This window comes from Paractinoplanes rhizophilus, from assembly GCF_042664765.1.
Lineage (GTDB): Bacteria > Actinomycetota > Actinomycetes > Mycobacteriales > Micromonosporaceae > Actinoplanes > Actinoplanes rhizophilus.
Genome location: NZ_JBHTBJ010000004.1, coordinates 88,956 through 108,631, shown reverse-complemented (window position 1 = coordinate 108,631; position 19,676 = coordinate 88,956). Strand labels below are relative to the sequence as shown.

The 19,676-nt window shown below is 72.4% G+C and carries 15 protein-coding genes; 8 read left to right on the top strand and 7 right to left on the bottom strand.

The window, feature by feature from the left end:
* The first annotated feature begins 22 nt into the window (after nucleotides 1-22).
* The 4 genes from ACFQS1_RS07930 (at nucleotide 23) to ACFQS1_RS07915 (ending at nucleotide 2,310) form a co-directional block, all read left to right on the top strand.
* Entirely contained in the window at nucleotides 23-802 is a 780-nt protein-coding gene (locus tag ACFQS1_RS07930; protein WP_378965541.1) for an LmeA family phospholipid-binding protein, read from the top strand.
* A gap of 69 nt (nucleotides 803-871) precedes the next feature.
* Nucleotides 872-949, top strand: a complete 78-nt coding sequence (locus ACFQS1_RS07925; RefSeq protein WP_322112171.1) for an Ms5788A family Cys-rich leader peptide — start codon at nucleotides 872-874, stop codon at nucleotides 947-949.
* A 175-nt stretch (nucleotides 950-1,124) separates the two neighbouring features.
* Nucleotides 1,125-1,973, top strand: a complete 849-nt coding sequence (locus ACFQS1_RS07920; protein WP_378965540.1) for a sulfurtransferase — start codon at nucleotides 1,125-1,127, stop codon at nucleotides 1,971-1,973.
* A 4-nt stretch (nucleotides 1,974-1,977) separates the two neighbouring features.
* The gene (locus tag ACFQS1_RS07915; protein ID WP_378965538.1) at nucleotides 1,978-2,310 is read left to right on the top strand and encodes a DUF1416 domain-containing protein; all 333 of its coding nucleotides are present in this window, start codon (nucleotides 1,978-1,980) and stop codon (nucleotides 2,308-2,310) included.
* A gap of 61 nt (nucleotides 2,311-2,371) precedes the next feature.
* On the opposite strand, the gene ACFQS1_RS07910 is transcribed toward ACFQS1_RS07915, so the two are convergent.
* Complete coding sequence (locus ACFQS1_RS07910; RefSeq protein ID WP_378965537.1) at nucleotides 2,372-3,646, bottom strand: AI-2E family transporter; 1,275 nt, start codon at nucleotides 3,644-3,646, stop codon at nucleotides 2,372-2,374.
* Nucleotides 3,647-3,829: 183 nt separating this feature from the next.
* Here ACFQS1_RS07910 and ACFQS1_RS07905 point away from each other — a divergent pair, with 183 nt between their 5' ends.
* Entirely contained in the window at nucleotides 3,830-4,126 is a 297-nt protein-coding gene (locus ACFQS1_RS07905; RefSeq protein ID WP_378965769.1) for a GroES family chaperonin, read from the top strand.
* Between the two features lies 1 nt (nucleotide 4,127).
* Here the strand turns inward: ACFQS1_RS07905 and ACFQS1_RS07900 are convergent, their stop codons facing one another.
* Together ACFQS1_RS07900 and ACFQS1_RS07895 are read right to left on the bottom strand one after the other, a co-directional pair.
* Nucleotides 4,128-6,290: a PrsW family intramembrane metalloprotease gene (locus ACFQS1_RS07900; protein WP_378965535.1), complete on the bottom strand. Its 2,163-nt coding sequence runs from the start codon at nucleotides 6,288-6,290 to the stop codon at nucleotides 4,128-4,130.
* Between the two features lie 213 nt (nucleotides 6,291-6,503).
* Nucleotides 6,504-7,673: an FUSC family protein gene (locus ACFQS1_RS07895; protein WP_378965534.1), complete on the bottom strand. Its 1,170-nt coding sequence runs from the start codon at nucleotides 7,671-7,673 to the stop codon at nucleotides 6,504-6,506.
* A gap of 23 nt (nucleotides 7,674-7,696) precedes the next feature.
* On the opposite strand from ACFQS1_RS07895, the gene ACFQS1_RS07890 reads away from it, so the two are divergent.
* On the top strand, nucleotides 7,697-8,344 hold the full coding sequence (locus ACFQS1_RS07890) for an HD domain-containing protein (protein WP_378965533.1): 648 nt from the start codon (nucleotides 7,697-7,699) through the stop codon (nucleotides 8,342-8,344).
* Here the strand turns inward: ACFQS1_RS07890 and ACFQS1_RS07885 are convergent.
* Both ACFQS1_RS07885 and ACFQS1_RS07880 read right to left on the bottom strand, forming a co-directional pair.
* Entirely contained in the window at nucleotides 8,318-8,578 is a 261-nt protein-coding gene (locus ACFQS1_RS07885) for a DUF4031 domain-containing protein (protein ID WP_378965531.1), read from the bottom strand. The genes ACFQS1_RS07890 and ACFQS1_RS07885 overlap by 27 nt on opposite strands.
* Nucleotides 8,575-10,389, bottom strand: a complete 1,815-nt coding sequence (locus ACFQS1_RS07880; RefSeq protein WP_378965530.1) for a glycerol-3-phosphate dehydrogenase/oxidase — start codon at nucleotides 10,387-10,389, stop codon at nucleotides 8,575-8,577. Before ACFQS1_RS07880 ends, ACFQS1_RS07885 begins: the two co-directional genes overlap by 4 nt.
* A gap of 85 nt (nucleotides 10,390-10,474) precedes the next feature.
* Here ACFQS1_RS07880 and ACFQS1_RS07875 point away from each other — a divergent pair, with 85 nt between their 5' ends.
* The gene (locus ACFQS1_RS07875; protein WP_378965529.1) at nucleotides 10,475-15,901 is read left to right on the top strand and encodes an Ig-like domain-containing protein; all 5,427 of its coding nucleotides are present in this window, start codon (nucleotides 10,475-10,477) and stop codon (nucleotides 15,899-15,901) included.
* 124 nt (nucleotides 15,902-16,025) lie between these two features.
* On the opposite strand, the gene groL is transcribed toward ACFQS1_RS07875, so the two are convergent.
* Complete coding sequence (gene groL, locus ACFQS1_RS07870) at nucleotides 16,026-17,648, bottom strand: chaperonin GroEL (RefSeq protein ID WP_378965527.1); 1,623 nt, start codon at nucleotides 17,646-17,648, stop codon at nucleotides 16,026-16,028.
* 405 nt (nucleotides 17,649-18,053) lie between these two features.
* On the opposite strand from groL, the gene ACFQS1_RS07865 reads away from it, so the two are divergent.
* Nucleotides 18,054-18,515, top strand: a complete 462-nt coding sequence (locus ACFQS1_RS07865) for a GNAT family N-acetyltransferase (protein WP_378965768.1) — start codon at nucleotides 18,054-18,056, stop codon at nucleotides 18,513-18,515.
* 71 nt (nucleotides 18,516-18,586) lie between these two features.
* Here the strand turns inward: ACFQS1_RS07865 and ACFQS1_RS07860 are convergent, their stop codons facing one another.
* The gene (locus tag ACFQS1_RS07860; RefSeq protein ID WP_378965526.1) at nucleotides 18,587-19,564 is read right to left on the bottom strand and encodes a GNAT family N-acetyltransferase; all 978 of its coding nucleotides are present in this window, start codon (nucleotides 19,562-19,564) and stop codon (nucleotides 18,587-18,589) included.
* Nucleotides 19,565-19,676 lie beyond the last annotated feature (112 nt).

The window sequence follows — 19,676 nt, the reverse complement described above, 5'->3', positions numbered from 1 at the left end:
GCAGTCGATGTCGGGAGGACCGGTGAGCGAGACGTACCGCCCGCGGCGGCGCTGGGGACGACGCCTGTTCATCAGCTTCGTCGTGCTGCTGATCCTGGTGGCCGCGGCGCTCGCGGTCGGCGACCGGGTGGCCGCCTCCTACGCCGAGCGCCGGATCAGCGACCGGGTCGCGCAGGAGGTCGCCGAGCAGAAGGCGACCAGCGAGAAGCCCGACGTGACGATCGAGGGCTTCCCGTTCCTCACCCAGGTCGCCCGCGGCGTCTACCACGAGATCAAGATCGAGCTGGCCGACTTCACCGGCCCGGCCGTCGAGGGCCGCACGATCCGGATCAAGCTGCTCGACATCCGCGCCAACGACGTGACCGCGCCCCTCGACACGCTGCGCTCGGGCAGCGGGAAGGTCACCGCGGGCACGGTGACCGGCACCGGCCTCATCGACTACGCGCAGCTGACCGAGCTGATCGGGCAGCCCGGCGTGACCCTCGCCGAGAAGGACGGCAAGCTGGTCGCGTCGGCGCCGGTGACGGCGCTGGGCCAGACCGTCGACGTCAGCGGCAACGCCGAGCTCACCGTCAAGGGCGATGTGGTGCAGGTGCGTTTCAGCGATGTGAAGGCCGCGGGCCTGCCCGACAACGCGCTCGTCCGGGGGCTGATCAACTCGTACGTCCAGAAGCTGGCCTTCCAGCTCACCGTGCCGCCGCTGCCGCTGGATCTGCAGGTGAAGAAGGTCGAGCCGCAGGCCGACGGCCTGGAAATCACCGCGGCCGCCAGCAACGTGGATCTCAGCTCCGCGGGGCTGTGACCCCGGACTCGTTCCCGGATCGTGGTCGAGGCTGTCCGGGGTCTGGAACCGCTGGTAGGGTCGGTTTCCATGAGCCCGTTGCTCACCAAGAGGCGTGCGGTCGACCTGTGCCGCATGGCCGCCTGCCTGTGTCGCCCTGTCATCTGACGGGGCCACCTGTGCTGAGCACCTTCTAGCTCGCTCGCGAAGCAACGCGAAGCCCAAGCCCGGCAGTGGCGCCGTCGCACAAGCACGAGATCTGTAACCAGGGGTCCCGCGCGGGGTGCGACAAAAGACCTCCGTGCGCTGACTCTCCCCCGCCACCCATCAAGGGAGTGAACCGATGAGTCGCGACACCGCACTCGTCTCGGCCGACTGGGCCGAGAAGAACCTGGAAACCCCGGGCGTTGTCTTCGTCGAGGTCGACGAGGACACCACCGCCTACGACGGCGGCCACATCCCCGGCGCAGTCAAGATCGACTGGAAGAAGGACCTGCAGGACCCGGTCCGCCGGGACTTCGTCAACCAGGAGCAGTTCTCCGCCCTCCTCTCCGAGCGCGGCATCTCCAACGACGACAAGGTCGTCCTCTACGGCGGCAACAACAACTGGTTCGCGGCGTACGCGTACTGGTACTTCAAGCTCTACGGCCACGGCGACGTCGTGCTGCTCGACGGCGGCCGCAAGAAGTGGGAGCTCGACGCCCGGCCGTACACCAAGGACGTGCCCGCCCGCGCGAAGACCAACTACCAGGCCCAGGCGCCGGACCTGTCGATCCGCGCGTTCCGCGACGAGGTCGTGCAGGCCATCGGCGTGCAGAACCTGGTCGACGTGCGCAGCCCCGACGAGTTCGCGGGCCGGCTGCTCGCCCCCGCGCACCTGCCGCAGGAGCAGTCGCAGCGGGCCGGCCACATCCCGACCGCGCTGAACGTGCCGTGGAGCAAGGCGGCCAACGAGGATGGCACCTTCAAGTCCGACGACGAGCTCGCCAAGATCTACGGCGACGCCGGCCTCGACGGCAGCAAGGACACCATCGCGTACTGCCGGATCGGCGAGCGCTCCTCGCACACCTGGTTCGTGCTCAAGGAGCTGCTCGGCCAGCAGAACGTGAAGAACTACGACGGCTCCTGGACCGAGTACGGCTCGCTCATCGGCGTGCCGATCGCGCTCGGCGACGAGCCCGGGAAGGCGTGATCGTATGACTTCCCCGTCCAACGTCGCGGCCGGTTGCGCCGCTCCGGACCAGTCGGCGCCCCTCCCCGCCAGCGTCGACCTGGAAAAGGAAACCGTCATCACCGGCCTGGTCAACACCGCCGAGGGCGAGGTGGTCGGCGGCGCCTACGTGCGTCTGCTCGACTCCTCCGGCGAGTTCACCGCCGAGGTGGTCACCTCGCCCGAGGGCGTGTTCCGGTTCTTCGCCGCCCCCGGGTCGTGGACCCTGCGGGCGCTGAGCCGGGCCGGCAACGGCGAAGTGCTCGTCGACGCCACCCGCGGCGTCAACGAGGTCGCGATCGGCGTCGCTGCGGCCTAGCCGCCCACGCTCTGTCGTCGCCGCGGCGCTTCGTCGTCGCGGCGGTCTAGCCCACGCTCTGTCACCGGGCGGGATCCCCGTTGGGGGTCCCGCCCTTCGCCGTCACGACGACCGCGTTGGCCGGCACCGCGGGCAGCCGCCGGGACAGCCGCCGGATGCCGGTGTTGAGCACCGCGATCAGCGGCACCGCCACCAGGGCGCCGATGATGCCGGCCAGGGTCGCGCCGCAGGCGATCCCGATGATCACGACGAGCGGGTGGATCGCCACCGCCCGGCCCATGATCAGCGGCTGGAGGACGTGGCCCTCCACCTGCTGCACCAGGATCACCGCGCCCAGCACGATCAGCGCGATCACCCAGCCCTGGTCGACCAGCGCCACCAGCACCGCCACCGCGCCCGACACGCTCGCCCCGACGATCGGGATGAACGCGCCCAGGAACACCAGCGCGGCCAGCGGGAACGGGAACGGGATGTCCAGGATCACCAGCGCGGTGCCGATGCCGACCGCGTCGATGAACGCCACCAGCACGGTCGCCCGCACGTACGAGCCGAGCGTCGCCCACGAGGCGTCGCCGGCGTCGGCGAGCGACCACCGGGCCTGCACCGGGAACAGCCGCACGATGAACCGCCAGATCTTGCGGCCGTCCCGGAGGAAGAAGAAGGTCGAGAACAGCACCAGCAGCATGCCGGTGACCACCTCGAACAGGGTGGCGGCGGTGGCGATGCCGGTCGAGGTCAGCTGCGAGGTGTGCTCGTTGACCCACTGCTGCGCGTTGTCGATCGCCTGGTTCACCTGGGCGTCCGACAGGTGCAGCGGGCCGGTGCGCGCCCAGTTCTGGATCTGCCGGACGCCCTCGCTCGCCTTCTGGGTCAGCTCCCCGACGCCGTCGACGAACTGCGAGATGACCAGCGTGAGCGTGCCGGCCACCGCGGCGATGCCGCAGATCAGCACGAGGAACGTCGCCAGCGAGCGGGGCACCCGCATCTTGAGCAGCCAGCGGACCGCCGGGGCGAGCAGCGCCGAGAGCAGCAGCGAGATCGCCAGCGGGACCACCACGATGCTGACGATGCCGATGAAGTGCAGCAGCGCCCAGCCGACCACGCCCACCACGATCAGCCGCCAGCTCCAGGCGGCGGCGATCCGCAGCGAGTGCGGCACCTCGGCGTCGTCGCGGCTGTTCGTCGAGTCGTGCACCACCTCGGGCTCGGCGGGCGGCGGCGCGAACTCCTCGTCCTCCCGATCCGGCTCCACCACGGCCTCGTCGGCGCGTGCCTGGCGCACCGACTCCCGGCCCGAGTCGTAGGCACGACGCAAGTTGTCTCGGACACGCTGCATACGGCTCAACCGGTCAACCCCCTCGCCCGACTCCGCGCCGCGTCACGGCACGCGGTAACCACCGTAGTGGTCCCGTGCCGCAGTGTCCCCGCAGCCACCACCCGCAAAACCAAACCGGGCGGCGGCGTACCGTCTGCAATCGTGAGCGCCGACACCCGCACCGAGTCCGGACTGCCGATCCGGATGCTGCACGACCGTGTACTTGTCCGCCAGGACGGTGGCGAGGGAGAGCGGCGGTCGTCTGCCGGCATCGTGATTCCGGCCACCGCCTCCGTGGGACGCCGCCTCTCCTGGGCGACTGCGGTCGGCATCGGCCCCAACGTCCGCTCGATCATCGTGGGCGACCGCGTCCTCTTCGACCCCGACGACCGCTCCGAGGTCGAGCTCCACGGCCGCGAGTACGTTCTGCTGCGCGAGCGCGACGTGCATGCCGTAGCCGCCAGCCGCGTCGAATCCGACGGCACGGGGTTATATCTATAGTTCACCCTTGGCGGGTGGCGTCCGGGTCCGTCGGGGGCGCGCTTTCCGACGATGACACGTACGGCGGTGGCAGCGCATCGCGCTGCGTCGAAGGTACTGCGGTCCCCGCGTCCGGGGCGGGCGGTGGGAGCTCTGGGCTTGGCCGGCTCGGGTCAGATCCGGGAGATGGCGGCTGCGCGGAGGGTGACGGGCCGTAGGTGCCCGGGGCCGGCGGGCGGATGTAAGGGTCCGGGCCGTAGGAGGGCGCACCGTAGGCCGGCTGCCCGTAACCGGGCTGCGCCTGACCATAGCCGGGCTGCGCCTGACCATAGCCGGGCTGGGTCTGGCCATAGTGCGGCTGAGCGTCGCCGGGGTGGCCGTTGTTGGGCTGAGCCTGCCCGTAGCTGGGCTGGGCCTGGCCGTAGCCGGGCTGGGCCTGGCCGTAGCCGGGCTGGGCCGGGCCGTATCCGGGCTGGCCGTAGCTTGGTGGGCCGTAACCGGGCGGGCCGTAAGCCGGTGGTCCATAACTCGGCGGCGCGTAACTGGGCGAGGCGTAGCCCGGCGAGGCGTAACTGGGCGGGGCGTAACCGGGCGGGGCGTAAGCGGGTGGGCCGTAACCCGGTGGGGTGTAGGCGTAGGCCGGGTGGGCGGGGGCCAGGCGGATCGGGACGGGGACCACCGGGTCGGCGGGGGGCGGCAGGGTGCGCGGGACACCGTCGGGGAAGACGATGTGGTAGTTGATGCCGTCCCAGAAGGACTGGGGCGTGGTCGGGTCCTTCGCGGTGAAGGACTGGCGGTGGGTGTAGATCTCCTGGAGGAGGCGCTGCTCCTCGGCGGTCGTGCGGTACTGGTCGATGGGTTTGGTGTGCAGGCCCCGCTGCATGCCGTCGCGCAACAGGGCGAGCTGGGTGGCGGCGAGCTGGAAGTCGCGCATCGCCCTCTGGCCGGCGGCGCCGGCGACGCGCCGGGCCCACTGGCGGGCCGAGTGGCGGCGGCCGAGGCTGCCGAGCGACGCCACCTCGGGCGGCGAGAACCAGCCGGCGCGGACGTAGAGCGGCAGGATCCGCTCGGTGAGGCGGCCCTCCCAGGCGCGCAGCGCGATGGCGAAGCCGACCACGGCGAAGAACAGCGGCACCATGAAGCCGAGGTAGCCGTAGAGCATGATGAACGGCTTCTCGAGGCTGGCCGAGAGCGTGGGCAGCAGGTTGAACGTGCCGTGCAGGATCATCGCGAGCAGCAGGCCCGCGATGGGGGCGAGCCAGCGCACCCGGCGGTCGCCCGAGCGGGCCGAGATGCCCAGGCCGATGCCGGTCATCGAGGTGAACAGCGGGTGCGCGAAGCCGGTGAACAGGATGCGCACGATGAAGATCAGGAAGAGGTTCTGCAGGCCGGTGGCGGGGCCGTACTCCTCGACGCCGGTCGCGTAGCCGTGCTTGCCGAGGTAGAGCACGTTCTCCACCATCGCGAAGCCGAGCGCCGACAGGCCGCAGTAGACGATGCCGTCGGTGATGCCGGACCACTCGCCGCGCCGGCGCCACATCAGGAAGATCGGGCCCAGCGCCTTCATCGACTCCTCGATGAACGGGGCGACCAGCACGGCGACCAGCGCGTCCGGGAAGCCCCACCGGTCGAAGAGCTTGGACGCCTCGGTGTTGACCAGCAGGGCGGCGGCGGTGGCGATCGCGGCGCCCCAGGTGAAGCAGAAGGCCAGGTATCGAATCGGCTCGGGCTCGTAGCGGTCGAGCCAGAGGAACGCCGCCACCAGCAGCGGCACGGGCAGCACCGCGGCGATCAGGCCGACGGTCAGGCCGGTGAGGCCGATGTCGACGCCCAGGAAGAACAGCATGCCGACCGCGCCGGCCAGCAGGAACGCGACGACGCCGACCATGGGGAGCCAGCGGCGATAGCCCGTGCGGGCGACGGGCGGGCCCAGGACAGGCCCCCCGGCCGGGTATTGCCCGGGGTAGCGCGTGTCGGGCCCCGGAGGCTGCTCGAAGGCGCCGGCCGGAAAGGCGCCGACCGACGTGTCGGACGCCGGCGCCGGAGTGGGCAGCGCCGGGCTGGGCAGCCCCGTAGTCTGGTGCGGCGGGGTGGGTAGCGGCGGGGTGGGCAGCGCCGACGGATGCGGCCCCGCCGGAGTCGGGGCGCTCTGGTCGGGCGGCCCGCCCGGCGAAACGTCGGCCATGCCAGCCAGCGTAGTCACCCGGACGCGGCCGAGCGGCCCCGCGGGTTGCGCGCCCGCCCGAGCGGGCCGGCGCCACGAAGCGTCACGAAGCGGGCCGGCGTCACGAAGCGGGTCGGCGCCACGAAGCGGGCCGGCGCCCACCAAGCCGGGTATGGGCCCACCGAGCGAGCCGGCGCCTCACCAAGCGGGTACGGCGCTCGCCGAGCGGCGGCCTCAGGTGTGGCCCGGAGCCGGCGGGCGGCGGCCGGCTCGGCGGGCGCCGCGGGAGCGTTTGTGCCGGCCCGCCGCCCGGCGGACCAGGCGTGGCGCCTCGGCGAAGTCCACCCCGGTGGCGCGCAGCAGGTCGGTGGCGGCCGAGCGGATCTGGGCCACCACGACGCCGCCCGAGAAGCCGACCCCGTCGTCGTACGCCTTGGCGGCCTCGGACACCGCGCTCAGCACCCGCTGCCGGGCCGCCAGCGGCTCGGTCGCCTTGGCCCACTCCTGGCGCATCAGGTCGACCGCGTCGCCGAGCAGGGCGATCGCGGTGGACAGCACCTCGGGCATCTCCTCCTCGTCGCCCAGGCCGGTGCTCACCCGCCGGACCAGCACCCGGGTGTTGCGCAGCGCGTGGGTGACCTGCACGGCGCCGTCCATGTACAGCGCCAGCGCGCCCCGGGTGCGCCACCGCGCGGGCGCGAACGCCACGTTCTCCCGGGCCGCGGTGACCGCCGCCGAGAACGCGGCGAACGACGTCTCGGCGGCGCGCAGGTCGGTCAGCGCCGCGTCGACCCCGTCGCCGTCCCGCTCCCGCGACGCCGTCGCGACCCGGTGCAGGCCGTCGGCCAGGGCGCGCAGCGCCGGGTCGGCGGCCCGCTTCACCACGGTGAGCGGGTTCAGCGGCAGCAGCACGGTCATCACGACCAGGCCCACCCCGCCGCCGATCAGCGCGTCGAGGAACCTCGTCCACGGCAACCCGGTGGCCGAGGTCAGGGTGGCGACCAGCACCGCCGACGAGGCCGACTGCACCACCAGCGAGGGTCCGCCGCCGACCGCGGTGGCGACCAGGATGGCGAGCAGCACGATCAGGCCGATCTGCCCCGGGCCGGTGCCGATGAGCAGGATCAGCGCGTCGCCGATGCCGATCCCGATCGCCACGCCCAGCACCAGCTCGGCCGTGCGCCGGGCGCGCTGCCCGACCGAGGAGGCCAGCGTGATCACCGCCGCGATCGGGGCGAAGAACGGCTGCGGGCGGCCGATCACGTCGTGCGCGAGGAACCAGGCGATCGCGGCGCCCACCCCGGCCTGGACGGCCAGCGCGACGCCGACCCGCGCCCGGTGAGCGCCCGCCCGCAGGCCGGTGCGGACGCTGCCGGTCAGCCGGGGCGCGGCGGATGGGGTCACGATCTCTGACCATACTGGCGGATGTGACATCTCTCGTGGACGTGTTCGTGACGGCGGCTCGGCAGGCAGGCGCCACCGCCGACGACGCCGATCTGACCGCCGCCGGTGAGTACCTGTTGTCCCGGTGGTCGGAGCCGCAACGGCACTATCACACGGTGGCGCATCTGTCCGCCGTACTCGATGTGATCGACCGCCATGCCGGTCTCGCGGCACACGCGGAACGGGTCCGATTGGCCGCGTGGATGCACGACGCCGTCTACGACCCGCGTGCGCTGGGGGACGCGAACGAGCGGGACAGCGCCGAGTTCGCCGCCGGGCTGCTGACCACCCTGGGCGTGCCGGAGGCGGGCGCGGCCGAGGTGGCGCGACTGGTCGGGCTGACCGCCGGGCACGCCACCGGGGCGGACGATCCCGACGGCGAGCTGCTCTGCGACGCCGATCTGGCCATTCTGGCCAGCGACGAGGACAAGTACGCCGAGTACACCGCCGCCATCCGCCGGGAGTACGCGCACGTTCCCGAGGACGCCTTCCGCGACGGCCGTTCCCAGGTGCTCAAGGCGCTGCTGGAGCTGCCGTCGATCTACCGCCTGGAGCAGTTGCGCACGCGGTGGGAGGAGAAGGCTCGCGCGAACCTGCGGCGCGAGCTAGACGAGGTGCTTGGGGCGGCGTAGGCCGGCCGCGCGCAGGCGGAACGCCAGCTCCCGGGACGGCAGCAGGGTGGCGCCGAGCCAGAGCGCGCTGCGGAACCGCTCGACCGGGATGTCGTAGTGATCCCGGTCGAAGCCGCGTCGGGGCGCGCCCAGCATCTCGGCGAACACGTGCAGCTCGGCGTAGCACAGATCGCTGACGAGGTGGGACCAGAGCCGGCCCCGAGCCGGCCACAGCGGCTCATCGACGAGGATCAAAGATCGCCGATCGCGGGCAGATCGGCCAGGAGGTCGACCCCCCGGTCGGCCGCGAAGCCGCGCACGTCGGGCACCCCGACCCGGGCGGCGTCGGCGGTCAGGTCGTCGGGCATGGTCTGCGACTGCCGTTCGGCGGCCACCCGGGCCAGGTAGTGCTCGACCTCCCGCTCCCGGACCGCGTTGTCCCAGCCGAGCGCGTCCCCCATGATCGCGGCCGCGTGGGCGGCCGACTCGGTGCCGCGGTGCGGCGTTTCGATCGAGATCCGGGTACGCCTGGTCAGCACGTCGTCGAGGTGGAGGGCGCCCTCGGCCAGCGCCGCGTACGCCACCTCGGCCGCAAGGTATTCCGGTGCGCCGGTGAGCGGCGTCGCCAGCGCCGGATCGGCGGAGATCATGGCCAGGATGTGCACGGTCAGGGTGCCGTACCGCTCCAGGAGATGCTCGACCACCCCGGCGCTGACGCCGTGCCGCTTGGCCGCGTCCTGCCGGTCCCGCCACGCGGCGGCGTAGCCGTCCGCGCCGAGCAGCGGCAGCTGGTCGGTGCGCGACGGCCGTCCGGGCCCGCCCAGCCGGCGCACCGCCCGGTCGATGACGTCGGCCGCCATCACCCGGTACGTCGTGTACTTGCCGCCGGCCACCAGCAGGAGCCCGAGCATCGGCTCGACCACGGCGTGCTCGCGGGACAGCTTGGAGGTCGAGTCGGCCTCGCCGGAGAGCAGCGGCCGCAGCCCGGCGTAGACGCCCTCGATGTCGTCGGTGGTCAGCGGCCGGTCGAGCACCGTGTTGACCTGGTCGAGGATGTATCGGATGTCGCGGGCCGAGGCGGCCGGGTGGGCGCGGTCGAGCGTCCAGTCGGTGTCGGTGGTGCCGATGATCCAGTGGCCGCCCCACGGGATCACGAACAGCACCGAGGTGGGCGTGCGCAGGATCAGGCCGGCCTCGCCGGTGATCGCCGAGCGGGGCACCACGAGGTGCACGCCCTTGGAGGCGCGCACCCGCAGGCCGGGGCGGACGCCGACGTCGCTGAGCATCTGCGACATGTCGTCACTCCAGACGCCGGTGGCGGCGACCACCGTGCGCGCCCGCACCTCGAACTCGGGCTCGCCGGGCGCCTCGAGGTCGCGGACCCGCACGCCGACCACCTCGCGGGCCTCGCGCACGAAGCCGACCACCCGGGCGCTGGTGACCACGGCCGCGCCGAGGCTGGCCGCGGTGCGGGCCAGGGTGACCACCAGGCGGGCGTCGTCGACCTGGCCGTCGTAGTAGCGGATCGCGCCGCTCACCGCGTCGGCCCGCAGGCTCGGGAAGAGGTGGCGGGCGCCGTCGCGGGTGAGGTGCCGGTGCAGCGGCATGCCCCGGCCGGTGCCGAAGACACCGGCGAACGCGTCGTACGCGGCGACGCCGAGGCCGTAGTAGGCGCGATGCCAGACCCGGGCCGGCGGACTGCCCGGCGGCAGCGGCACCAGGATCGGCACCGGGCGCACCAGGTGCGGCGCGAGCCGGGTGGAGAGCAGGCCGCGCTCGGTCAGCGCCTCGTGCACCAGGTGCAGCTCGAGCTGCTCGAGGTAGCGCAGGCCGCCGTGGATCAGCTTGCTGGACCGGCTGGACGTGCCGGCCGCCAGGTCGCGCGACTCGACCAGGGCCACCTTGAGCCCGCGGGAGGCGGCGTCGAGTGCGGCGCCGGCGCCGGTGACCCCGCCGCCGATGACCAGGACGTCGAACTGCTCGTCGCGCAGGCGCCGCAGATCGGCCATGCGCCGGATCGGCGACAGGCGACCGGCCGCGTAGCGGGAAACGGAGGGATCACGCACCCGTCCCACGTTAGCGCTCGCGGGCGTCACCCTGGCGAGGGAAAAATGCGAACAATTGTGATCCCTTTTGTCCTAGCCTCGGGTGGTGGGGGTGCGCCGGACGTCCGCGGCCCTGGTCGTGGTCGTCGCCGTGCTGCTGGCCGCGGCGACGCTCATCACCGGACGCGCCGATGCCGGCGTCACGACGACCTCGTTCAACGCCCGGTTCGAGGTCAACACCAACGGGGCGATCCTGCTGCGCGGCAACACGGTGCTCACCTGCACCACCCTGGCGACCTGCCCGCAGGCGCAGAACGGCACCGCCACCGGCGGCAACGCCAACAACAACTCGTACCCGATGGCGTTCACGAACACCGACGCCGACCCGCTGACCTTCAACAGCAGCACGGCGACCCTCGACATGCCGCCGGGGAGCACGGTGCTGTTCGCCGGCCTGTACTGGGCCGCCTCCTCGAGCCTGGCGAGCCGCAACCAGGTGCGGTTCAGCACCACCGGCGGCGCGTCGTACCTCCCGGTCACCGCGAGCACCCTGCACGTCAACGGCGCGATCTACCAGGGCTTCGCCGACGTGACCGCACAGGTGGCCGGCGTCGGCAACGGGGTGTACGGGGTGGCGAACATCCAGGCGTCCACGGCCGCCGGCATGTTCGCGGGATGGGCCCTGGTGGTCGCCTACCGCAACCCGGCCGAGGATCTGCGCGCCCTGCGCGTCTACGACGGCTTCGCCCAGGTCAGTCCGGACGAGGCGCAGATCTCGGTGACCGGCTTCGAGACCCCGCACTCCGGCACCGTGCACGCCAAGATCGGCGCGGTCGCGTACGAGGGTGACCGCGGCACCACCGGGGACAGCTTCGAGGTCGATGGGCAGCGACTGAGCGACGCCCAGAATCCGGCGAACAACTTCTTCAACAGCACGGTGAGCGACTCGGCCGCGATGGTGGGCGGGCGCAACCCGGGCTACGTGAACACGCTCGGCTTCGACGTCGATCAGGTGGACGCGACCGGGATGTTCGCGAACGCCGCCACCTCGTCGACGCTCAACCTGACCACCAACGGCGACCAGTACTTCGCGGGCGTCATCACGTTCACCATCGACCTCTACGCCCCCAACATCACCACCACCCTCGCCGGCACCGACGTCAACGGCGGCGACCTGCAGCCCGGTGACGTGATCGAGTACCGGATCACGGCGCAGAACGTCGGCAAGGACATCGCCGACGGGGTGAAGCTCGCCGACGCGATCCCGCCCTACACCACGTACGTCCCCGGCTCGCTCACCCTGCAGGGCGTCCCGCTGACCGACGCTGCCGACGGCGACGGCGGCTCCTACGCGTCCGACGCCGCCGGCTTCAGCCTGGGCAGCATCCCGTACCTGGGCGGCACCTGGGTCACGCTCCGCGTCGTGGTCCAGGGCGGCGCGCCGATCGGGTACGCCATCACCAATGTCGTGAACGTCAGCTACACCGGGCGCACGACCAGCGTCAACGTCGCCACGAGCGGCGGCTCGGTGGCCACCACCGTGCAGCCCCCGCACGTGGATCTGGCGGCCGTGCTCGCCGTCGCCCCGGCGTACGTGCAACGGGCCGGCACCCCGGTCACCGTGAGCTACACGGCCACCGTGACCAATGTTTCCGGGGCCACCGAGCCGGCCGCGGTCGCCACCTTCACCCTGCCGCCCGGCGTCTCACCCGGCACCGCGCCGGCCGGCTGTTCGATCGCCGGTCAGGTGGTCACCTGCGCGGTCGGCCCGCTGGTCGCCGGCAGTTCGGCGAGCGCCACGATCCCGGCGACCGTCGACAACACCGCGGCGGCCGGCTCGATCGCCTCGGTGCGGGCGAGCGGCAGCGGCGCGGACGCCGACCCGGCCAACGACACCGCCACCGCCGCGCTCGCCGTCAACCGCCCGCCGCAGCCCGGCGACGACACCGCCACGACGCCGCCCGCAACTTCGGTCACCATCGCGGTGCAGGCCAACGACACGGACCCGGACGACGCGCCGGGCACCCTGGTGTACTCGGTGGTGGGCGGCGGTCCGGCGCACGGCGTCGCGGTGGCCAACGCCGACCGGACCATCACCTACACGCCGGCCGCGGGCTGGGCCGGCGTCGACACGTTCACCTACCGGGTGGACGACCCGCACGGCGGCTCGGCCACCGCCACGGTCACCGTGACCACGCAGAACGCGCCGCCGGTAGCCCACGACGACATGGTCAACACGCCCGGGACGGTTGCGGTCACGTTGGACGTGCGGCAGAACGACGCGGATCCCAACGGCGACGTGCTCACCGTCGTCGCGGTCACCCCGCCAACGTCTTCGGACACCGGCACGGTGACCTTCACCGGCACCAGCGTCACCTTCACCCCGGATCCCACCTTCGGCGGGGTGGCGACCTTCACGTACACGGTGCGCGACCCGGGCGGCCTGACCGCCACCGCCACGGTCTTCGTCGACGTCGCGAACCTGGCGCCCACGGCCGCCGACGACGTGCTGAGCGTGGCATACGCGGCGGTCCGGGCCGGCGTGACGGTGCCGGTGACCGCCAACGACACCGACCCGAACCACGACACTCTCGCCGTGATCGCCGTAGGCCCGGCCGCACCAGGGTCGGTCGCGCTCACCGCCGGTGTCATCACCTACACCGCGCCGGACGGCTTCCGCGGGGACGCGTCGTTCTGGTACACGATCAGCGACGGCCACGGCGGCACGGACATCGGCACGGCCACGGTCACCGTGGCTGACGCCCCGCCGGTCGCGCTGCCGGTCGCGACGACCACCGGCTACCGGGCGCCGCTCGTGCTGAACGTGCTGGCCGTGGCGACCGACCCGAACGGCGACCCGCTGACCGTCTCCGGCGTCACCGCTCCCGCGCACGGCGTGGTCACCCGCGACCCGTCCGGCACGATCACCTATCTGCCGGACGTCGGATACTCCGGAATCGACTCGTTCACGTACACGATCGACGACGGCTACGGCGGGACCGGCACCGCGACCGTGACGGTGACGGTCGCCAACGGGGTCGCGGTGGCCCGCGCCGACTCGGCCACCGGCCCGGGCGGCGGGCCGGTGACGATCGACGTGCTCGCCAACGACGACCCCGACCCCAACGGCGACCCCATCGCGTACGCGATCGACGGCGCCCCCGGCCACGGCCTCGCCGCCTTCGGCCCGGGCAACCGGATCGTCTACACCCCGAACGCCGGCTTTCTCGGCGTCGACATGCTGCACTACACCACCGACGACGGCCGCGGCGGCCTGGCCGGCGCGACCGTGACGATCACCGTGATCAACACCGCGCCGGTGGCCCGGCCGGACACGGTGGCCACCGACACCAACACCGGCGTGACCGTGCCGGTGCTCGCCAACGACGACGACCCGAACGGCGACCCGGTCACGCTCACGGCGGCCGCGGCGGGCGGCCACGGCACGGTCACCGCCGACCCGGTGACCGGCACGATCGCGTACGTGCCGGAGACCGGGTTCTACGGCGACGACTCCTTCGTCTACTCGATCCGGGATCCGTCCGGCCGCACCGACTCGGCGCTCGTGACGGTCACCGTGCGCAACGCCCCGCCGGTGGCGAACGACGACATCTTCGCCGCCCGGCCGGGCGTGCCCGTCGTGCTACCGGTGCTGGCGAACGACGCCGACCCCAACACCGGGCAGGCGATCCAGATCGTCTCGGCCACCGCGCCGGCGAAGGGCACGCTGACGTTCTCCGGCGGGGTGCTGACCTACCGGGCCGACCCGGGCACCGCCGGGACCGACGGCTTCGACTACGTGCTCACCGACGACCTGGGCAAGACCGGCACGGCGCACGTCACGATCGTCATCAACGGGTCGCCGTCCGCGGTCGACGACGCGCAGTCCGTCCCCGCGGACACCATGGTCGACGTTCCGGTCCTGGCGAACGACACCGATCCCGAGTCGCGGCCGCTCGCCGTGACCTCGGCCGGGCCGGCCGGGCACGGCGCGATCCGGATCAACGCGAACGGGACGGTGGAGTACCGGCCGGATCCCGGGTTCTTCGGGACGGACGTCTTCCCGTACACGATCGCCGACGACGTCGGGAACTCCGCGTCCGCGCAGGTCACCGTGCAGGTGGCCAATGCCGTGCCGGTGGCGCGGGCGGACACCGCGGCGCTGCTCTCGGACCGGACGGTGGTGGTGGACGTGCTCGCCAACGACACCGACGCCAACCCGGGCCAGACTCTCACCATCGTCTCGGCGAGCGCGCCGGGACACGGCACGGCCGCCATCGTCTCCGGCCGGATCCGGTACGCCCCGGCGATCGGCTACGTGGGTCCGGACGCCTTCACGTACGTGATCAGCGACGGCAACGGCGGCGTCGCGACTGGGACGGTCGCGATCAGCGTGTCCAACGGCGTGCCGGTGGCGGTGCCGGATTCCGGCCGGACGCCCTATCAGCACGCGGTCGTCGTCGACGTGCTCACCAACGACCTCGACCCGGCCGGCACGCTGACCCTCACCGCGGTCACCACGCCGGCCCACGGCTCTCTGACCTTCACCGCGAGCGCGATCACCTACACGCCGCCGGCCGGTTTCGCCGGGGTCACCACGTTCGGCTACACGGCGGTCGACGACGCCGGGCACCACACCGGCGCCGACGTCGAGATCGTGGTGGGCGTGCCGCCGACGGTGCCGAACAAGCAGGTCACCGTGCTGGACGGCCGGTCGGTGCGGATCGGCCTGCCGGACACCGGCCAGGACGGGCGGGTGGTCAGCCCGCTCCGGATCGGACGGGCGGCGCACGGCACCGCCGTGCTGAACGCGGACGGGACGGTCACCTACGTGCCCGACCCGGGTTTCGCCGGGATCGACAGCTTCACCTTCGAGATGGTCGACGCCGACGGCAACGTGGCGCAGGGCACGGTCTACGCGATCGTGCCGCCGGTGCCGGTGGTCGCGCCACCTGCCGCCACGCCGCCGACAACGCCGCCCGGCACGCCGCCGGTCACGCCGTCCCCGTCGCTCCCCGGCTCACCCACGCCCGCGCCGGGGCACAGCACGCGGCCCGGGCCCGGCGCGCCTCCCGGGCCCGGCACGCCGCCGCGGCGCAACCGGCCGCCGGTGGCGGTGGACGACCGGGTCACGGTGGCGGCCGGGGACCGCGTGGTGATCCGGCCGCTGCTCAACGACCGGGATCCGGACGGCGACCCGCTGCGGATCCTGACCATCCGCAAGCCCCGGCGCGGCACGGCGACGATGACGGCCACGACCGTCACCTACACCGCCGACGGCCGAACGAACACCGAGTTCGCCACGGCCGCGGCGGATACCCTCGGCTACACGGTCGGCGACGGGCGCGGCGGCCGGTCGACCGGCGGCGTGACGATCCGGGTCGTGGCGGTCGCCGACCTGCCGGCCACCGGCCACGACCTGCTGGCCGTGATCCTGGCCGGCCTGCTCGCCGTCGCCGCCGGCGCGACGCTGTGGTGGCTCGCGGAGCGCCCCGGCCCGCGCCGGCCGCGCCGCCGCCCCGGCCGCCGCTGACCCCGACGCCGCGCCGACCGCCCGGCCGCCGCTGACCCCGGGCTGTCGCGCTCACCGCGGCTGGGCATGCGAAAGGCGGGCCGCTGAAGCGACCCGCCTTCCGGATGTTGCTGTGGGGCTGGACTCAGAAGTCCATGTCCCCGCCGCCCGGGGCACCGGCCGGGGCCGGGGTCTTCTCGGGCTTGTCGGCCACGACGGCCTCGGTGGTGAGGAACAGCGCGGCGATCGACGCGGCGTTCTGCAGCGCCGAGCGGGTGACCTTGGCCGGGTCGATGATGCCCGCGGCCAGCAGGTCGACGTACTCGCCGTTCGCGGCGTTGAGGCCGTGACCGGCGTCGAGGTTGCGCACCTTCTCCACCACGACGCCGCCCTCGAGGCCGGCGTTCACGGCGATCTGGCGCAGCGGGGCGTCGAGCGCGAGCTTCACGATCTGCGCGCCGGTCGCCTCGTCACCCTGCAGGTCGAGCTTGTCGAACGCGGTCTTGCCGGCCTGCACGAGCGCGACGCCACCACCGGGGACGATGCCCTCCTCGACGGCCGCCTTCGCGTTGCGAACGGCGTCCTCGATGCGGTGCTTGCGCTCCTTCAGCTCGACCTCGGTGGCCGCGCCGACCTTGATCACCGCAACACCGCCGGCCAGCTTGGCCAGGCGCTCCTGCAGCTTCTCACGGTCGTAGTCGGAGTCCGACTTCTCGATCTCGGCCCGGATCTGGTTGACCCGGCCCTGGATCTGCTCGGCGTTGCCGCCACCGTCGACGATCGTGGTCTCGTCCTTGGTGATGACCACCTTGCGGGCGGTGCCCAGCAGGCTCAGGTCGGCGTTGTCGAGCTTGAGACCGACCTCCTCGCTGATCACGGCGCCACCGGTCAGGATCGCGATGTCCTCCAGCATGGCCTTGCGGCGGTCGCCGAAGCCCGGCGCCTTGACCGCGACCGACTTGAAGGTGCCGCGCACCTTGTTGACCACCAGGGTCGCCAGGGCCTCGCCCTCGACGTCCTCGGCGATGATGATCAGCGGCTTGCCGCCCTGCATGACCTTCTCCAGGACCGGCAGCAGGTCCTTGACCGCGGAGATCTTGCTGTTGGCGATCAGGATGTACGGGTCGTCGAAGACGGCCTCCATCCGCTCGGCGTCGGTCATGAAGTACGCCGAGATGTAACCCTTGTCGAAGCGCATGCCCTCGGTCAGCTCGAGCTCGAGACCGAAGGTGTTGCTCTCCTCGACCGTGATGACGCCTTCCTTGCCGACCTTGTCCATGGCCTCGGCGATGATCTCGCCGACCGTGGAGTCACCGGCGGAGATGGACGCGGTGGAGGCGATCTGCTCCTTGGTCTCCACGTCCTTGGCGATCTGCGAGAGGCCCTCGGACACGCTCGCGACGGCGGCCTCGATGCCCCGCTTCAGGGCCATCGGGTTGGCGCCCGCGGCGACGTTGCGCAGACCCTCACGAACCAGCGCCTGGGCGAGGACGGTCGCCGTCGTCGTGCCGTCACCGGCGACGTCGTCGGTCTTCTTCGCGACCTCCTTGACCAGCTCGGCGCCGATCTTCTCGTAGGAGTCCTCGAGCTCGATCTCCTTGGCGATGGATACCCCATCGTTGGTGATCGTGGGCGCGCCCCACTTCTTCTCAAGGACGACGTTGCGGCCCTTGGGGCCGAGCGTCACCTTGACGGCGTCGGCGAGCTGGTTCATGCCCCGCTCGAGGCCCCGACGAGCTTCCTCGTCGAATGCGATGATCTTGGCCATTCGGCTGTGTCCTCCTGGACATTCGCGGTGCGGGGCCCGCATGGACCCTGCTCTCCGCACGTTGCGAACTCTGCGGACGTCACCACCTGGCGATGTGACGTCCTCAGGCCGAGCCGGATAGCCCGCGACGACCGGTCCCGTGCCCCGGCGCCGATGGCGGCACCGCGACCGGAACCCCACCGTCCCGACCTGCTTGGCACTCAGCAGTCGTGAGTGCCAATGACCTGTTTAGCACTCCCGGGGGTCGAGTGCAAGAAAACCCGGGGGTAACGGCGATCGGGCGACGACCGCGCCGCCCCGGTCCGGTTCCCGCCATCCGGGTTGCCGGGGACCCCGGCACAGGGTAGGGAGAACAGCGTGAACAGCTGGCGCGTGCACCGGGTGACCGTCGAGGACGCGGCACGGATGCGCGCGCTGCGGCTGGAGATGCTGGCCGACAATCCGCTGGCGTTCCTCGAGACGCTCGCCCAGGCCGCCGCCCGCCCGCACGAGGCGTACCGGCAGCGCATCGCCCAGGCGGCACGCGGCGGACGGCTGGCCCAGTTCGTGGCCGACCCGGGCGGCCGGTCGCGGCTGATCGGGCACGCGGGCGGCACGGTCCTGCCCGAGGAGCCGGACGTGACGGTGATCTTCGCGGTCTACGTGACTCCCGAGCAGCGCGGCGGCAAGGTGCTGGCCGACCTGGTCGAGGCGGTCGGCGAGTGGTCCCGGGCGAATGGGCGGGACCGGCTGATGCTCGAGGTGGTGGCCGGCAACGCACGCGCCGTCCGGGCGTACGAGAAACTGGGTTTCGAGGACACCGGCGAGCGCGTGCCGCACCCGGTGCTGCCGGTGCTCACCGAGCTGCGGATGCGCCGCGGGATCTGAGAGGCCGCCGGACCTGAGCGGCCGCCGGACCTGAGCGGCCGCCAGATCTGAGAAGCCGCCGGATCTGGGGGTCAGACGGTCAGCTGCCAGAAGGTCACCGAGTCGAGCGCCCGGAAGCCCAGCGCCCGGTTGATCCGCAGCATGTGCTCGTTGGTAGCCGCGTTGAGCGTGTCGATCGCCTCGAGGCCGGGGCGCAGCTCCCGGACGTGGGCGAGGTTCGCCAGCTTCACCAGCATGCCGAGCCGGTGGCCGCGGTGCTCCGGATCGACCAGCGTGATGTTCTGCCAGGCGTGCGCCGGGTCGGTGGCGTCGCCGGCGATCCTGGTCCACGCGACCAGCCGGTCGCCGTGCAGCGCGCCGGCGTGATAGCTGGACCGGCCGCGCCGGGCCGCCCGCAGCTCGCCCTCGCGGACCTTGGCGGCATCCACCTTCTCGGGCTCCCAGGCCAGCTCGCCGGTCGGGGCGTCGGCGTTGAGACGGCCGTCCAGGTAGGCCACGTCGTCGATGATCTCGTCGGGCGCCACCCCGGTCCACAGGATCAGCCGGTATCCCGCAGCGTGCTCCCAGGCGTCGGCCAGCAGGACGGCGTGCCGGGCCTGGTCGACCGTGCCGAGATCGAGCCGGCTGCGCACCTCTTCGAGCGCGGGTTTGGCGTCGACCGCGGTGGCGAACAGCGCGCCGTCGGGGTGGCGGGACATCGCCGGGGCGATCACGTGCTTGCGGCCCAGCTCCCGGACCCGCCGGACGGCCAGGTCGAGCAACGCCCGGCCGGCTCCCCGCCGCCGCCACGACGGCAGGACCGTGAGGTCGACGTTCGCATTGTCCAGATTGTCGAGCAGGGGCAGCTCGATGCTCAGATAGCCGACGGCGCGTCCGTCCAGCCAGGCCAGATAGTGCTCGTTGTCCGCGCCCGGAAACGGATTCGCGAGCCGCGCGACGAAGCTCTCCAGCGACAGCGGCGGAATGTCCGGCGTGTCGCGCTCCGCGCAGACCCGATAGATCTCGTACGCGTCGGCCGGGTCGTCCAGCCGGCCCATAGAAAGATTCATGGCCGCAACCCTGCCGGGCTGACGGCCATGAACGCTAACGATTTTGGTCGGGAGGGCGGACGCACAGCGCCTCCGGCACTGGGTCGTTGGGCACCTCGAGAGATTGTCGCCA

Bases quoted from the DNA above. Each gene is read 5' to 3' on its own strand.
- ACFQS1_RS07925 (WP_322112171.1), top strand. From the start codon at position 872: ATGAGCCCGTTGCTCACCAAGAGGCGTGCGGTCGACCTGTGCCGCATG.
- ACFQS1_RS07920 (WP_378965540.1), top strand. From the start codon at position 1,125: ATGAGTCGCGACACCGCACTCGTCTCGGCCGACTGGGCCGAGAAGAAC.
- ACFQS1_RS07915 (WP_378965538.1), top strand. From the start codon at position 1,978: ATGACTTCCCCGTCCAACGTCGCGGCCGGTTGCGCCGCTCCGGACCAG.
- ACFQS1_RS07910 (WP_378965537.1), bottom strand. From the start codon at position 3,646: ATGCAGCGTGTCCGAGACAACTTGCGTCGTGCCTACGACTCGGGCCGG.
- ACFQS1_RS07905 (WP_378965769.1), top strand. From the start codon at position 3,830: ATGCTGCACGACCGTGTACTTGTCCGCCAGGACGGTGGCGAGGGAGAG.
- ACFQS1_RS07900 (WP_378965535.1), bottom strand. From the start codon at position 6,290: ATGGCCGACGTTTCGCCGGGCGGGCCGCCCGACCAGAGCGCCCCGACT.
- groL (WP_378965527.1), bottom strand. From the start codon at position 17,648: ATGGCCAAGATCATCGCATTCGACGAGGAAGCTCGTCGGGGCCTCGAG.
- ACFQS1_RS07865 (WP_378965768.1), top strand. From the start codon at position 18,054: ATGCGCGCGCTGCGGCTGGAGATGCTGGCCGACAATCCGCTGGCGTTC.
- ACFQS1_RS07860 (WP_378965526.1), bottom strand. From the start codon at position 19,564: ATGAATCTTTCTATGGGCCGGCTGGACGACCCGGCCGACGCGTACGAG.